The organism is Streptomyces sp. S.PB5 (genome assembly GCF_030403745.1).
Lineage (GTDB): Bacteria > Actinomycetota > Actinomycetes > Streptomycetales > Streptomycetaceae > Streptomyces.
This window is the reverse complement of record NZ_JAQMWP010000019.1, coordinates 39,625-52,062: the sequence shown is the minus strand read 5'-3', so window position 1 is coordinate 52,062 and position 12,438 is coordinate 39,625. Positions and strand designations below refer to the sequence as shown.

The window sequence follows — 12,438 nt, the reverse complement described above, 5'->3', positions numbered from 1 at the left end:
CCTAGGTCCCTTGATCGCTTAGTCGAGCGGTCCGCCGGCCACGTACAGCACCTGGCCGGAGACGAAGCCGGCGGCCTCGTTCGTGAAGAAGGCGATCGCGTTGGCGATGTCGTCGGGCTCGCCCACGCGCGCGACGGGGATCTGGGTGGCGGCCGCGGCCTTGAACTCCTCGAAGCCCATGCCCACGCGCGCGGCGGTCGCGGCGGTCATGTCGGTGGCGATGAAGCCGGGGGCGACGGCGTTGGCGGTGATGCCGAACTTGCCGAGCTCGATGGCGAGGGTCTTGGTGAAGCCCTGGAGACCGGCCTTGGCGGCGGAGTAGTTGGCCTGGCCGCGGTTGCCGAGCGCCGAGGAGGAGGACAGGTTGACCACGCGGCCGAAGCCTGCGTCGACCATGTGCTTCTGGACGTACTTCGTCATCAGGAACGAGCCGCGCAGGTGCACGTTCAGGACGGTGTCCCAGTCCGAGGCGCTCATCTTGAACAGCAGGTTGTCGCGGAGCACGCCCGCGTTGTTGACGAGGATCGTCGGGGCGCCGAGCTCGGCGACGACGCGCGCGACGGCCGCCTCGACCTGGGCCTCGTCGGAGACGTCCGCGCCGACGGCGATGGCCTTGCCGCCCGCCGCGGTGATCTTCTCGACGGTGTCCTTGCAGGCGGCCTCGTCGAGGTCGATGACGGCGACCGCGCGGCCCTCGGCGGCCAGTCGTACGGCGGTGGCGGCACCGATGCCGCGCGCGGCGCCGGTGACGACGGCTACCCGCTGCTCAGTGGTGGACATTGCTGCTTCTCCTCGCCCTTGAAGAATGTGCGGCCCGATCGGTGAGCGACCGCTTAGTACCTTCGGCAGACGTGACGCTAGAAGCCCTGGCACCCGGTGTCAACGCCACGCCCGTCAGGTGTGATCCATTACCTCACCAGGAGGTTCAGCAGGCGCTCCGTCTCGGCCGCCGGATCGATGGTGAGCCCGGTGTGCACGGGCCCCGGCTGGACGACCGTCGAGCGGGGTGCGACCAGCCAGCGGAAGCGCCGCCCGGCGTCGTCCCCGGCTGCCTGACCGGCCGTGTCCGCCCCGCCGCACACCCCTTCGACGGCGCCCAGGGCCGCCCGGATCCCGGTCACGTCCGCGTCCGGGTCCAGGGCGAGCAGCCGCGCCTCGTCGAGGTGGGTGCGGGCACCGAGGTACCCCTTCGCACGGCAGTAGACGAGCACGCCGGCGTTGACGCACTCGCCGCGCTCGATACGGGGGACGACACGCAGCAGGGCGTACTCGAAGACGTCCCGGCCGCCGCCCTGGCCGCCCTTGATGATGTGCCGCTCGACGACACTGCCGGCCATGTGGATGTGCCGCTCGCTCACTTGTCCCCCTCGATTCCGGTGACGCGCTCGTGGATCGCCGCGGCCCGCGCGAGCAGGGGCCGGGCGTAGGCCCGGCGCAGTTCGTCCGGGGTGTCGAAGCCGGGTTCGTCGGCGAGCCAGACGTCCGGGATCTCGGCGGTGGCCTCGGCGAGGAGGTCCTCGGTGACAAGGGGGGCCAGGTCCGCGGCTGCCGCCACGATGTCGGGCCGGAAGCGGGCGAGAGCGTGGTCCGAGGCGTCGTACGGGCGCGCGGCCGACGCCTCGGCGCCCGGCCAGTTGTGGTGCCAGATCATGGTCGCGCCGTGGTCGATGAGCCACAGGTCGCCCCGCCACATCAGCATGTTCGGGTTGCGCCAGGAGCGGTCGACGTTGTTGACCAGCGCGTCGAACCAGACGATCCGGCCGGCCTCCTCGGGGCTCACGCCGAAGGCGAGGGGGTCGAAGCCGAGGGCGCCGGAGAGGAAGTCCATGCCGAGGTTGGTGCCGCCGCTGGCCCTCAGCAGATCCTGGACCTGCTGCTCGGGTTCGCCGAGACCGAGCACGGGGTCGAGGTCGAGCGTGACGAGCCGGGGCACCCGGAAGCCCAGCCGGCGGGCGAGTTCGCCGACGACGACCTCGGCGACCAGCGTCTTGCGGCCCTGTCCGGCGCCGGTGAACTTGATGACGTACGTGCCGAAGTCGTCGGCCTCGACGAGGCCCGGCAGCGAGCCGCCCTCACGCAGGGGCGTGATGAAGCGGGTCGCGATGGCTTCCTTGAGCATCGCCCCAGGTTACCGAGGGGTGGGTGAACAACCGGCACGCCGGGTCCGTACCCCTGGGCAGTGCAGGAGACATCCGCGGAAGGGGACGTGACCATGTCCAGCGAATCGCTTCATCCCACCTCGGCACCGAGCCGCCGCACGGTCGTGGCGGCGGTGGGCGCGGCGGGACTCGCCATCACGCTCAACGCGTGCGGCTCGGACGAGGGGTCCTCCTCCGCGTCCTCCGGGACCGTCCTGGGGAAGACGTCGGACATCCCCGAGGGGGGCGGCAAGATCTTCAAGGACGCGGGGGTGGTGGTCACCCAGCCCACGTCCGGTGAGTTCAAGGCGTTCTCGTCGAAGTGCACCCACCAGGGCTGCGCGGTGACCGGGATCGCCAACGGGGTCATCACCTGTCCGTGCCACAAGAGCGAGTTCTCGGTGACCGACGGCAGTGTGAAGAAGGGGCCCGCCACACAGCCGTTGCCCGAGGAGAAGATCAGCGTGAGCGGCGACTCGATCGAACTCGCGTGAGACAGCCCAGCACTTCGGCCGTGGTCGCGAGGGTGGCGACCAGGGCGAGGGTGTTGCGGATCAGCGCGGGGGTGTAGTCGGAGGGCACCCCGGCGATGGCGTCCGTGACGACCACGGCGGTGTAACCCCGGTTGACCGCGTCGAACACGGCGTTGGGGACGGCCACGTTGGCGGAGACTCCGGTGACGACGAGCGTGCGGCAGCCGAGGTTGCGCAGCAGCGGATCGACGTCGGTGCCCTGGATCGGCGACAGCCCGTGCAGCCGCCGTACCACGAAGTCCTCCTCCGCCACCTCGATCGGGGCCGCCACCCGGACCGCGGTGGTGCCGGAGAGCTGCTGGACGGGGAGCCGTTCGGCGGCGCGGAAGAGGCGGGCGTTGCGGTTGGCGCCGCGGCCGTCGGGGCGGCGTTCGGCGATGGCGTGGATCACCTGGATGCCGCTCTCGTGGGCACCGGCCACCAGCCGGGCCACGTTGGCGAGGGCGCCCGACTGCCGTGCCTCCTTGGCGAGTTCGGGCAGCGCGCTGTCCGGGCCCACGACACCCTGCTGGCACTCGACGGTGAGCAGCACCGTGGAGTGCGGATCGAGGAGCTCGCTGAGCTGTTGGTTCGACGGCACGGTTCCCCCCTGGTCGCCGACGGTGGAGCGGGCGAGCGTAACCACCATTGCGTGCCGACGGAAGACACCGCATCCTTTTCTGACGTGATGTCAGAGGATCTCTCCTCTGACACGACGTGGGAGAAGGAAGAGGGGGCCGCATGACCGTCACTCAGCAACGCCGGGGCCGGAAGATCATGATGACGCCGGGCGAGCTGGACGAGTTCCTCACCAGTCAGCGCACCTGCCGGGTCGCCACCGTGTCGGCGAGCGGCGCGCCGCATGTCAGCACGCTCTGGTTCGCCTGGGACGGCACCGCGTTGTGGCTGTACTCGGTGGTCAAGAGCAAGCGCTGGACCGATCTGCGGCGCGATCCGCGGGTCGCGATCGTGGTCGACACGGGCGAGGAGTACGACGAGCTGCGCGGCGTCGAGCTGACCGGCGCCGTGGAGTTCGTGGGCGAGGCGCCCCGGGTCGGCGACCTGTACGCCGAACTCGATGCCCCCGAGACGCTGTTCGCGCGCAAGAACTTCGGTCTCGACGAGATGCCGCACGACGGACGGCACGCGTGGATGCGGCTGACGCCGGAGAAGATCGTGTCGTGGGACTTCCGCAAGTTGGCTGCGCTGCAGGGCAGTTAAGGGGGCCTGCGCGGGATCAGCCGAGTTTCGCGGCCGCGTCCCTGAGCGCCTCGACCGCTGCCCTGATCGACGGGCGGCGGTCGGCGTCGGCACGCCAGACGACGTACACATGCCGTCGGACCCGCTGCTTGAGCGGGACGGTGACGACCCCGTCGGGCATCGGGTGCCGGCCGAGGAGCGGGGCGATGCAGACGCCCAACCCTGCTGCCACGAGCCCGAGTTGGGTGTGCGTCTCGGCGGCGCGGTGGCCGACGATCGGCTCGATGCCCTTGGAGCGCAGGGTGAACATCAGCCACTCATGACAGAACTCCCCCTCTCCCCAGGTGATCCACTCGTCCCCGGCGAACTCCGCGAGGTCCACCTCGTCACGGTCGGCGAGCCGGTGGCCGACCGGCATCGCCACATCCGCCGGGTCGTCGAGGACGGACGCCTTGACCAGGCCGTCGGGCAGCGGCATCGGCTTGTTGTACCAGTCGAGGACCACGGCGAGATCGAGGTCGCCGCGGACCACGCCCGCGATGCCCAGCTCCGGCTCCAGCTCGCACGAGCGCACGCGCAGGGCAAAGTGCTCGGCCTTGAGGGCGGCGAGCGCGTGGGGGAACAGTCCGCGCGCGGCGGTGGGGAAGGCGGACAGCCTCAACTCCCCCACGACCTGCCCGCGTTGGGCCTCCAGATCGGACTGGGCGAGCTCGACCTGCGACAGGATGCGGGCCGCGTGCTCGGCGAGCAGCCGCCCCGCGTCCGTGAGCCGCACCCCCCGCCCGTGCTTGGCGAGGAGCTGCTGGCCGACCTCGCGCTCCAGCTTGGACATCTGCTGCGAGACGGCGGACGTCGTGATGTGCAGCCCCTCCGCGGCACCGCTCACCGAGCCGTGCCGGGCGAGGGCGTCGAGGGTGCGCAGGCGCTCCAGGTTCAACATGTAAGCGATGCTACGAGATACCGGGGCGGAAATCTCGATTGCGCTACGAGGTCCTCGCGGCCGAGGTGTGCCCCATGACCACCGCCGCACACCCCGGGCCCCCGCCCTCGACCGGCGGCGGCGACGGCGGTGAAGCGGGAGCGGCTGCCGCGCGGGGCGCGCACCTGGGCCCGTCCGGCAGTCGCGGCCTGGACGCGGGCGGCACGGCGATGGCCCTGCCGGCCTCGCTGAGCCACCCGATCGGCTGGATCCACGTCCGCCGCACCCTGGCCGGCACCGGCCGCTCCCACCTGTCCATGACCGGCGCCCAGTTGCTGCTGGCGACGCTCCAACCGGCGGTCGTGACACCGTTGTTCACCGCCTTTCCGAGCCACTTCGCCCTGACGCCCCTGTCGGCGATCGCAGCGCTGGGCGCCCTGGGCACAGGCCTGGCGGCCCTCGTCCAGTACGGCTCGGTGGCGGAAGTCGGCCCGACGACGGCCCAGATGGTCACGTACTTCATCCCGGTCATCGCCGCGGCGGCGGGCGTGGCGATCCTCGGGGAGCCGCTGAGCTGGTCGACACCGGTGGGAGCGCTGATCGTCCTGGCGGGCGCGGCTCTGACCCAGGTGCGGGGCTCCGTCAATGCGCGGCTCCGCCGCGGGGCGCGATCAGCCCCCGCCGGCCCGCAGCGTGACCATGACCTCGCCTCCCGCTAGACGTGCCCTCGCGCGCGCCCGGTCCCCACGGCCGACACGATCGCCTCCGCCAGCGGCACCGTCTCCTCGTCGCTCAAGGTCGACACGGTGACGCGGATGCCGGGCGGGGCGCCCATACGGAACCGCGCCCCCGGTGCCACGGCCCACCCCGCATGCAGCAGCCGAGCCACCGCACCGGTCTCGTCCGGCACCGGGATCCACACGTTCATCCCGCTGCGGCCGTGCGCCGGGACGCCCCGTTCGGCGAGCGCACCGATCAACGAGTCCCTGCGCCCCGCGTACGCCGCGGCCACCGCCTTCGTGTCGACCGCTCCCTCGGTCAACAACCGGGCGAACGCCCGCTGCACGATCCGGCTGACCCACCCGGGCCCGAGCCGCTGCCGCCCCCGCACCCGGTCGACCGTCACGGCATCCCCGGTGAACACGGCGAGCCGCAGATCGGGCCCGTAGGCCTTGGCGGCGGACCGCACGAAGGCCCAGCTGTGAGTGACCCCGGCCAGGGGATGCAGCGGGAGATCCACGATGCCGTGCCCGTGGTCGTCCTCGATGAGCAGCACCTCCGGGTGCTCCTTCAGTACGGCCCGCAAGGCACGCGCCCGCCCCGCGGTCACCGCGGCCCCGGTCGGATTCTGCGCCCGGTCGGTCACGATCAGCGCCCGTGCCCCCGCCGCCAGCGCCCGCCGCACATCGTCCGGCAACGGTCCTTCGTCGTCGACGCCGACCGGAGCGGTGTCCAGCCCGAGCGCCGGCACCAGGTCGAGCAGGCTCCCCCACCCCGGGTCCTCGACCGCGACGGTGTCCCCCGGTTTCAGATGGGCCGCGAGAACCCGCTCGATCGCATCCAGCGAACCCGAGGCCACCTCCACCGGCCCGTCCGGAACCCCGTCGGCGTCCAGCGCATCCCGCACCAGCCGCGCCAGCTCCGGCTCCACGGCGGCCTCGCCATAGAGAACCGGCTCCCGGTCGTTTTGCTCGGCGGCCGCCGCGAAGGCCGACGCCAGGGACGGCAGCAGTCCTGGATCCGGATTGCCCTTCGCCACGTCCCGCACCCCCTCCGGGACCTCGACCCGGATGTTCTCGCGCCCGGTCGTGGCCGGCCGGGGCCGCACCCGGCTGCCCCGGCGCCCCGCGGTCTCGATGACCCCGCGCTCCCGCAGGATCCGGTACGCGGCCGCGACGGTATTGGGATTGACCTCCAGATCGGCCGCCAACTCCCGCATGGGCGGCAGGAGTTGCCCCGGCTCCAACTCTCCGGCGCCCACCGCACGCTCGACGCTCGCCGCAATCTCCGCTGCGCGTCGCCCCTGGATCTTGTATCCTCCTAGCACAAACCAAATTATGCACTAGTGCAATACCGGACGCAAATGGAGACCACCATGCAGGGGACCCGGCAACAGACGCCGCCCGCCACCTACCCGGCGACCGACCGCACGGTTCCCACCCGCTCCGCGGACCGGGCGTCGTACGACAGGGAGGTCGTGCACTCGATACTCGACGAGGCCTACGTCTGCCATCTCGGCTTCGTCCGCGACGGCGCCCCGGTCGTGCTGCCCACGCTCTATGCCCGGGTCGGCGAGCGGCTGTACGTGCACGGCTCGACGGGCTCGCGCCCGCTGCGGATGACCGGCCAGGCCGACCCGGGGCTGCCGGTGTGTCTGACGGTGACGCATGTGGACGCGCTGATCCTGGCCCGCTCGGCCTTCCACCACTCGATCAACTACCGGTCGGTGGTGGTGCACGGCACGGCGTACGACGTGACGGACCCGCAGGAGAAGCGGCTCGCCCTGGACGCGCTCGTCGACCATGTCGTGGCCGGCCGTTCCCAGGACTCGCGGCCCGCCAACAAGAAGGAGCTCGCCGCCACCGCCGTGATCCGGCTGGACCTGGACGAGGTCTCCGCCAAGCTGCGCACGGGCGGGGTCAACGACGAGCCGGAGGACCTCGACCTCCCCCACTGGGCCGGCGTGGTCCCGCTGCGCAAGGGCTACGAGACTCCGGTCGCCGACGCGCTCCTGGCCCCCGGCACCGAACTCCCGGGCTACCTCCGGGCCCTGTGATGCTGATCCATCCCTGGGACAGGGCCCGCGACGACACCGAGTGGCAACGGTGGCTGGCCGTGCACGACTTCGGCACCCTGGTCGTCAACGGCCTCGACGGCGAACCGCCCTACGCCCAGCCGCTGCACTTCGTGTACGACGCCGAACGCGGCGAGGCCCTCACCCACCTGGCCCGCCCGAACCCGATGTGGGCCGCGCTGCTGGCGAACCCGGAGGTCGTGCTGAGCGTGGTCGACGACTACGCGTATGTCCCCGGACCCTGGCAGGCGGCCCCGGACACCCCGCCCGAGCACGGCACACCCACCAGCTTCTACGCGGCCGTCCAACTCCGTTGCCGGGCCCATGTCGTGGACGACCCGGCGGAGAAGGCCGCACTGCTCAACCGGCAGGTCGGCCACTTCCAGCCGGAGGGCGGCTCGGCCGAAGCGGCCGTCGGCGAGGGGCCGTACAGCCGGTTGCTGTCCGGTCTTCGCGGGGTGCGGCTCGAAGTCACCGACGTACGCGCGAAGTTCAAGTACGCGAACCATCGGGCGCCCGAGGTGCAGGACCGGATCCTGGAGAAACTGACGGAACGGTCCGGGCCGGGCGACGCGGCGGCCCGTGAGCATCTGCTGCGCCGCCGCGCCTGACCGAAGGGGCCCTCACCGGACGGCGAGGGCCCCTCGGCGCCACATGGCCGCCCGCCGCGCCCCACGTGCCTCCGACACCGCGAGCCCGGTGACGGCACCCAGCATCAGCAGGGTGCTGGCGAGGATCGGTGCCGTGAGGTGTCCGCCGAACAGGACGACGGCGAGCACCGCCGCGCTGACCGGTTCGAGGAGCATGATCACGGACACGGTGGCCGAGCGCACGACGGCCGCGCCCGCGAAGTAGAGCGCGTAGGAGAGGGCCGTGGGGACGGCCGTGAGGTAGCCCAACAGCCAGAGCATCAGGGCGGGTTCCCCGGTCTGCGGCACCAGCCCCTCCGCCAGCGCGAACGGCAGCAGCAGCACGCTGGTCACCGCGAACACCCCGACCGACGTACCGGCGGCGTCCGTCCCGCCGTCCCGGCCCCAGCGGAGCGTGAGCAGGGTCGTCGCGCACCCCCCGGCCGCCGAGACGAGCCGAACAGCACGCCTGAGGGCCGTACCGTCGAGTCCCCGCCGCCGAGCGTGAGCACCCCGAGCCCGGCGACCGCACCGACGACGGCGACGGCCCCGCCACGCCCGAGCCGCTCCCCCAGGGCCGGCCGGGCCCCGAGCGCGACGAGGACGGGACCGGCGCCGAGCGTCACCACGGTGGCCACGGCCAGTCCGGTGGCTTGCACGGCGGCGAAGTAAGCGGTCTGGAACCCCGCGAGCCCGAGCCCCGTGGCGACGGCCCGCACGGCCTTGCGGGCTTGCGGTTCCCGTACGGCGGCACGGGACCGCGGGCCGCGCAGCAGACGTGCGGCGGTCAGCAGTACGAGGGCGAAAAGGCGCGGCGGGGGCCGGGTTGGGTCAGCCGAATCGGGCAGCGGGCGCTGCCATGACTCGGTGGGAATGCATGATCGTCAGCCTAGGAGGCGGCGGAGCGAGCGGACAGCTCCCTTTCGGGGCCGCCGCTCGCGACCGGTTCCGGGGAGGGCTTCACCGGGGTCGACGACTGGGCGATGAAGGCGCCGAGGAGGACGACCCCACCGCCGATGATCTGCGGGGCGGACAGGTGCTCGCCGAGCAGGACCCAGGCCAGGACGGTCGCGATGACCGCTTCGAGGCAGGCGACCACGGTGGCGACCTGGGGCGAGAGCCGTCGCACCGAGTGGACGCCGGTGACATAGGCGACGACCGTGGCGACGAGGACGATCCAGGACAGCAGCAGGGCGGCGGCGACCGAGGTGCCGTTCAGGTCGGCGGTGCCGCCGACCACGGACCAGTCCATCGTCCAGGGGCGGGCGACGACGGTGAGCACGAGGGCGCCGACGAGGAGGCCGTACGCGATGACGCCCAGCGGATCGGGGGCCCCGGTGCCGGAGCCGCTGCCCTGGTCGGACAGGACGAAGTAGCCGACCTGGCAGCAGGCGGCGCCGAGCGCGAGGAGCAGGCCGACGGCGTCGACGCTCAGCCCGGACCAGACCTCGACGACACAGGCGAGGCCGCCGACCGCGAGGACCACACCGACGGCGGCGGCGCGCGTGACCGGCCTGCGCTGCACGAACCGGACCCAGCCCAGGACGAGGGCGGGGGCGAGGTACTCGACGAGCAGGGCGACACCGACCGGCAGCCGGGAGATCGAGGCGAAGTAGAACGCCTGGACACCGGCCACGCCGAGCAGACCGAACCCGGCGAGCAGGGCGGGGTGGGTGCGCAGCAGCGCGCGGTGCCTGACGGCGAGCGGCAGCATCACCAGGGCCGCGCCGGCCACGCGCAGCCACACCACGTGGAGCGGGTCGAGCCCCGCCTCGATCAGCGGCTTGGCCGCGACGCCGGATCCTCCGAAGGCGACCGCGGACGCGAGCGCGAGTCCGAGCCCGACGCCCTTTCCGCGGTTGCCGCCTCTGCTGTCAGTCGTATGCACCGGCACATGATGACAGGCGATGACATGAGCGTCACCCCCCTTGACACCTGTCTCAGCGGCTGGACCGGGCAGACGGCCGGGATCAGGTGAGCAGGACAGGGGGGCTAGGCATGCAGGGCCGCCCGGATCGGGCCCGGACGGCTGATCCCGACCGGGCTCAGACGGCCCGCCGCACCCGGCTCTCGATCCGGTCCAGCACCACGGCCGCCTCGATGCCGGCGTGGGTGAGGACCTCGACGGCGCGGGCCTCGGGGTCGAGGACGAGGGCGCTCAGCAGGTCGGTGCCGTTCGCACGGACGAGGCCGCGGCGGACGGCACGCTCGGCGGCGTGCTCCATCGCGCCCGCGGCCAGCGGCGAGTACCCCTCCGACTCGGGCACCACGGGCACCGCGCCGGAGTCCTCGACGCTGCCCTGCCAGCGCAGGCCGTAGCCGATGCTGCGCTGCACGAGATAGCCGAGGAGCCGGGCCAGCTGCGGTCCGTCCTCGAAGACGGCGCGGACCTCGGCGTCGTGCTCCAGGAGCGAGTGCAGCAGATGGGCCGTGTCGATCTGCCGGTCCCCGTCCCGGAGCGCCCGCCGACGCGCGCCGGAGACCACCGCTGCCAGGTCCTCACCGAGGCCGGCATCGATGTCCGCGCGGTGACCGCCCGGCTCGTTCGCGGACTGTCGGGGTATACGGGGTGGCACATCCCCCACCCCATCAGCCACGTCGGCATGAGGCATCCCCGGAGGGAACCATCTTCGCGTCCCACACAGAGTGGACCCCGACGGCCGGAATCTCCTCCTTACGGATGACATCAGGCCGCACTGCCCGCAGGGGCGCGTGCCGTCCCGCCTCGCGCCCCGTGCGCAACCGCCGTGCCCCCTCGTACGTCCAACACGGACATGGAGAGCAGGTGCTGGCTGGTTGCTCTGCCGGCCATCGACGACAGGCAGTACGTGTACCGGGTGTACGCCCCGGAGGACGCACTGCTCGCCGACCTGTTCTGGGAGGCGTGGCACTGCCACGACGAGAGCGGGTTCCCGCGGGCTTGGGATCTGTTCGACGCGGCGGTGATACGGCTGGTGAGCTGAGGTCTCCATATTTTCTGACAGTTCATCAGTATTGAATGTTGCGACCCCTGCGGCTACGTTCCGCGACACCACAGCCCGAGACAAAGAGGTGGTCGCATGCCCGAAATCAGCGCGGAGGCACGGATCGAGGCGCCGACCGAGAAGGTGTGGGCCCAACTCACCGACTGGTCCGCGTACGGCGAATGGAACGCCACGCACACCAGCTTCCCCGAGGGCGGTCCGACGGCTCTCGAGGCGGGCGGGACCTTCCAGGAGAACATGAAGCTGATGGGCTTCCCGGCCGAGGTCGAGTGGACCATCGAAGAGGTGGAGCCGGCCCGCACCTTCGCCATCAAGGGCAAGGGTCCGATGGCGGTGACGGTGGCCACGCGCTACACCCTGACCCCCGACGGCGACGCCACCACCGTCCGCATCGACGGCGAGTTCACCGGCGCCGCGGTCGCCCTCATGGCGGGCAAGCTCAAGGACTCGGGCACCGCCGCGCTCAACGAGTCGCTGCGCAAGCTCGCCGGGCTGGTGGCCTGACCCCGACACACGCGCACGTGAAGGCGCCCCGTGGACCGGGTCCACGGGGCGCCTCTTTCACGTCGTCACGCCTGTCAGTCCTCGTCGGCGAGGATCAGGTACAGCTTCTTGCGGGCCTCGTTGATGACGGCGAGGGCCTTCTCGCGCTGTTCCTTGCTGCCGGTCTTCCAGACCTGGCCGAAGGCCTCCATCAGACCGAAGCCGGCCTGGCGGATCTCGCCCAGCGCCTCGAAGTCGACACCACGGGAGGCTTCCTCCCAGGGCGCGTCGGGGCCCTCCTCGGCCGCGGTACGGCCGGCGTCGGTGAGCGCGAACAGCTTCTTGCCGCCCTCACTCTCACTGGCGATCAGGCCCTCGTCCTCCAGCAGCTGAAGGGTCGGGTACACCGAACCCGGGCTGGGCTTCCATGCCCCGCCGCTGCGTTCGGCGATCTCCTGGATCATCTCGTACCCGTGCATGGGCCGGTCCCTCAGCAGGGCGAGGATCGACGCCCGTACGTCGCCGCGCCGCGCCCTCCCCCTGGGACCGCCACGCCCTCGCGGACCCCAGGGCCCCGGCCCGAAACCGGGCCCGCCGAAACCACCGGGGCCACCGCCCGGACCGAAGGGCCCGAAGGCATCACGCCGTCCTTCGAAACCACCCCGGCCGCGCGGGCCAGGGCCACCGTGTCCACGTTCGAATCCATGGGAACGCATCGCAATCACTCCATCCATCGTTGATCTGTCGCGATGCGTCAACGATATATCGGAATAGTTCGA

Annotated in this window: 15 protein-coding genes and 2 pseudogenes; 7 read left to right on the top strand and 10 right to left on the bottom strand. The window is 71.9% G+C overall.

The genetic code is table 11. The features are described 5' to 3' along the window. Nucleotides 1-18 precede the first annotated feature (18 nt). The 3 genes from fabG to PH203_RS38290 form a co-directional block, all read right to left on the bottom strand. Nucleotides 19-780, bottom strand: coding sequence for a 3-oxoacyl-ACP reductase FabG (gene fabG, locus PH203_RS38300; RefSeq protein ID WP_289926334.1), 762 nt, complete (start codon nt 778-780; stop codon nt 19-21). A gap of 128 nt (nt 781-908) precedes the next feature. Then, nucleotides 909-1,358 carry a DUF3037 domain-containing protein gene (locus PH203_RS38295; RefSeq protein ID WP_289926333.1) on the bottom strand — a complete coding sequence of 150 codons (450 nt, stop codon included), beginning with the start codon at nt 1,356-1,358 and terminating at the stop codon, nt 909-911. Continuing rightward, nucleotides 1,355-2,119, bottom strand: a complete 765-nt coding sequence (locus tag PH203_RS38290; protein ID WP_289926332.1) for a HipA family kinase — start codon at nt 2,117-2,119, stop codon at nt 1,355-1,357. The genes PH203_RS38295 and PH203_RS38290 overlap by 4 nt, the downstream gene beginning before the upstream one ends. Nucleotides 2,120-2,212: 93 nt before the next feature. Here PH203_RS38290 and PH203_RS38285 point away from each other — a divergent pair, with 93 nt between their 5' ends. Next, on the top strand, nt 2,213-2,632 hold the full coding sequence (locus tag PH203_RS38285) for a Rieske (2Fe-2S) protein (protein ID WP_289926330.1): 420 nt from the start codon (nt 2,213-2,215) through the stop codon (nt 2,630-2,632). On the opposite strand, the gene PH203_RS38280 is transcribed toward PH203_RS38285, so the two are convergent. Continuing rightward, on the bottom strand, nt 2,598-3,251 hold the full coding sequence (locus tag PH203_RS38280) for a cysteine hydrolase (protein ID WP_289926329.1): 654 nt from the start codon (nt 3,249-3,251) through the stop codon (nt 2,598-2,600). The two genes, PH203_RS38285 and PH203_RS38280, sit on opposite strands and share 35 nt — an antisense overlap. A gap of 140 nt (nt 3,252-3,391) precedes the next feature. Here PH203_RS38280 and PH203_RS38275 point away from each other — a divergent pair, with 140 nt between their 5' ends. Beyond that, entirely contained in the window at nt 3,392-3,871 is a 480-nt protein-coding gene (locus tag PH203_RS38275) for a pyridoxamine 5'-phosphate oxidase family protein (protein WP_289926328.1), read from the top strand. A 16-nt stretch (nt 3,872-3,887) separates the two neighbouring features. On the opposite strand, the gene PH203_RS38270 is transcribed toward PH203_RS38275, so the two are convergent. Further along, nucleotides 3,888-4,790, bottom strand: coding sequence for a LysR family transcriptional regulator (locus tag PH203_RS38270; RefSeq protein WP_289926327.1), 903 nt, complete (start codon nt 4,788-4,790; stop codon nt 3,888-3,890). A 185-nt stretch (nt 4,791-4,975) separates the two neighbouring features. On the opposite strand from PH203_RS38270, the pseudogene PH203_RS38265 reads away from it, so the two are divergent. Further along, nucleotides 4,976-5,488 (top strand): annotated as a pseudogene (locus PH203_RS38265) (DMT family transporter); the annotation flags it as partial. On the opposite strand, the gene PH203_RS38260 reads toward PH203_RS38265, so the two are convergent. Beyond that, a complete protein-coding gene (locus PH203_RS38260) occupies nt 5,485-6,816 on the bottom strand; it encodes an aminotransferase class I/II-fold pyridoxal phosphate-dependent enzyme (RefSeq protein WP_289926325.1) in 1,332 nt (443 codons plus the stop codon). The pseudogene PH203_RS38265 and the gene PH203_RS38260 sit on opposite strands and share 4 nt — an antisense overlap. A gap of 48 nt (nt 6,817-6,864) precedes the next feature. Here PH203_RS38260 and PH203_RS38255 point away from each other — a divergent pair, with 48 nt between their 5' ends. Together PH203_RS38255 and PH203_RS38250 are read left to right on the top strand one after the other, a co-directional pair. Further along, entirely contained in the window at nt 6,865-7,545 is a 681-nt protein-coding gene (locus PH203_RS38255; protein ID WP_289926323.1) for a pyridoxamine 5'-phosphate oxidase family protein, read from the top strand. Further along, a complete protein-coding gene (locus tag PH203_RS38250) occupies nt 7,545-8,174 on the top strand; it encodes an FMN-binding negative transcriptional regulator (protein WP_289926321.1) in 630 nt (209 codons plus the stop codon). The genes PH203_RS38255 and PH203_RS38250 overlap by 1 nt, the downstream gene beginning before the upstream one ends. Before the next feature lie 12 nt (nt 8,175-8,186). On the opposite strand, the pseudogene PH203_RS38245 reads toward PH203_RS38250, so the two are convergent. The 3 genes and pseudogenes from PH203_RS38245 to PH203_RS38235 all read right to left on the bottom strand — a co-directional run. Continuing rightward, nucleotides 8,187-8,992: pseudogene (locus PH203_RS38245) on the bottom strand (DMT family transporter); the annotation flags it as partial. 89 nt (nt 8,993-9,081) lie between these two features. Next, nucleotides 9,082-10,086, bottom strand: coding sequence for a DMT family transporter (locus tag PH203_RS38240; protein ID WP_289926319.1), 1,005 nt, complete (start codon nt 10,084-10,086; stop codon nt 9,082-9,084). Between the two features lie 151 nt (nt 10,087-10,237). Then, nucleotides 10,238-10,768, bottom strand: a complete 531-nt coding sequence (locus PH203_RS38235) for a Clp protease N-terminal domain-containing protein (protein WP_289926317.1) — start codon at nt 10,766-10,768, stop codon at nt 10,238-10,240. 198 nt (nt 10,769-10,966) lie between these two features. Between PH203_RS38235 and PH203_RS38230 the strand changes: the two genes are divergently transcribed. Together PH203_RS38230 and PH203_RS38225 are read left to right on the top strand one after the other, a co-directional pair. Next, a complete protein-coding gene (locus PH203_RS38230; protein WP_289926316.1) occupies nt 10,967-11,155 on the top strand; it encodes a hypothetical protein in 189 nt (62 codons plus the stop codon). Nucleotides 11,156-11,251: 96 nt separating this feature from the next. Beyond that, nucleotides 11,252-11,680 carry an SRPBCC family protein gene (locus PH203_RS38225; protein ID WP_289926314.1) on the top strand — a complete coding sequence of 143 codons (429 nt, stop codon included), beginning with the start codon at nt 11,252-11,254 and terminating at the stop codon, nt 11,678-11,680. Between the two features lie 74 nt (nt 11,681-11,754). Here PH203_RS38225 and PH203_RS38220 read toward each other — a convergent pair whose 3' ends face one another. Continuing rightward, nucleotides 11,755-12,375, bottom strand: a complete 621-nt coding sequence (locus PH203_RS38220; protein WP_289926313.1) for a PadR family transcriptional regulator — start codon at nt 12,373-12,375, stop codon at nt 11,755-11,757. Nucleotides 12,376-12,438 lie beyond the last annotated feature (63 nt).

Excerpts from the sequence above, each read along its gene's own strand:
- fabG (WP_289926334.1), bottom strand. The coding sequence starts at position 780 with ATGTCCACCACTGAGCAGCGGGTAGCCGTCGTCACCGGCGCCGCGCGC.
- PH203_RS38290 (WP_289926332.1), bottom strand. The coding sequence starts at position 2,119 with ATGCTCAAGGAAGCCATCGCGACCCGCTTCATCACGCCCCTGCGTGAG.
- PH203_RS38285 (WP_289926330.1), top strand. The coding sequence starts at position 2,213 with ATGTCCAGCGAATCGCTTCATCCCACCTCGGCACCGAGCCGCCGCACG.
- PH203_RS38275 (WP_289926328.1), top strand. The coding sequence starts at position 3,392 with ATGACCGTCACTCAGCAACGCCGGGGCCGGAAGATCATGATGACGCCG.
- PH203_RS38270 (WP_289926327.1), bottom strand. The coding sequence starts at position 4,790 with ATGTTGAACCTGGAGCGCCTGCGCACCCTCGACGCCCTCGCCCGGCAC.
- PH203_RS38255 (WP_289926323.1), top strand. The coding sequence starts at position 6,865 with ATGCAGGGGACCCGGCAACAGACGCCGCCCGCCACCTACCCGGCGACC.
- PH203_RS38250 (WP_289926321.1), top strand. The coding sequence starts at position 7,545 with ATGCTGATCCATCCCTGGGACAGGGCCCGCGACGACACCGAGTGGCAA.
- PH203_RS38230 (WP_289926316.1), top strand. The coding sequence starts at position 10,967 with ATGGAGAGCAGGTGCTGGCTGGTTGCTCTGCCGGCCATCGACGACAGG.
- PH203_RS38225 (WP_289926314.1), top strand. The coding sequence starts at position 11,252 with ATGCCCGAAATCAGCGCGGAGGCACGGATCGAGGCGCCGACCGAGAAG.
- PH203_RS38220 (WP_289926313.1), bottom strand. The coding sequence starts at position 12,375 with ATGCGTTCCCATGGATTCGAACGTGGACACGGTGGCCCTGGCCCGCGC.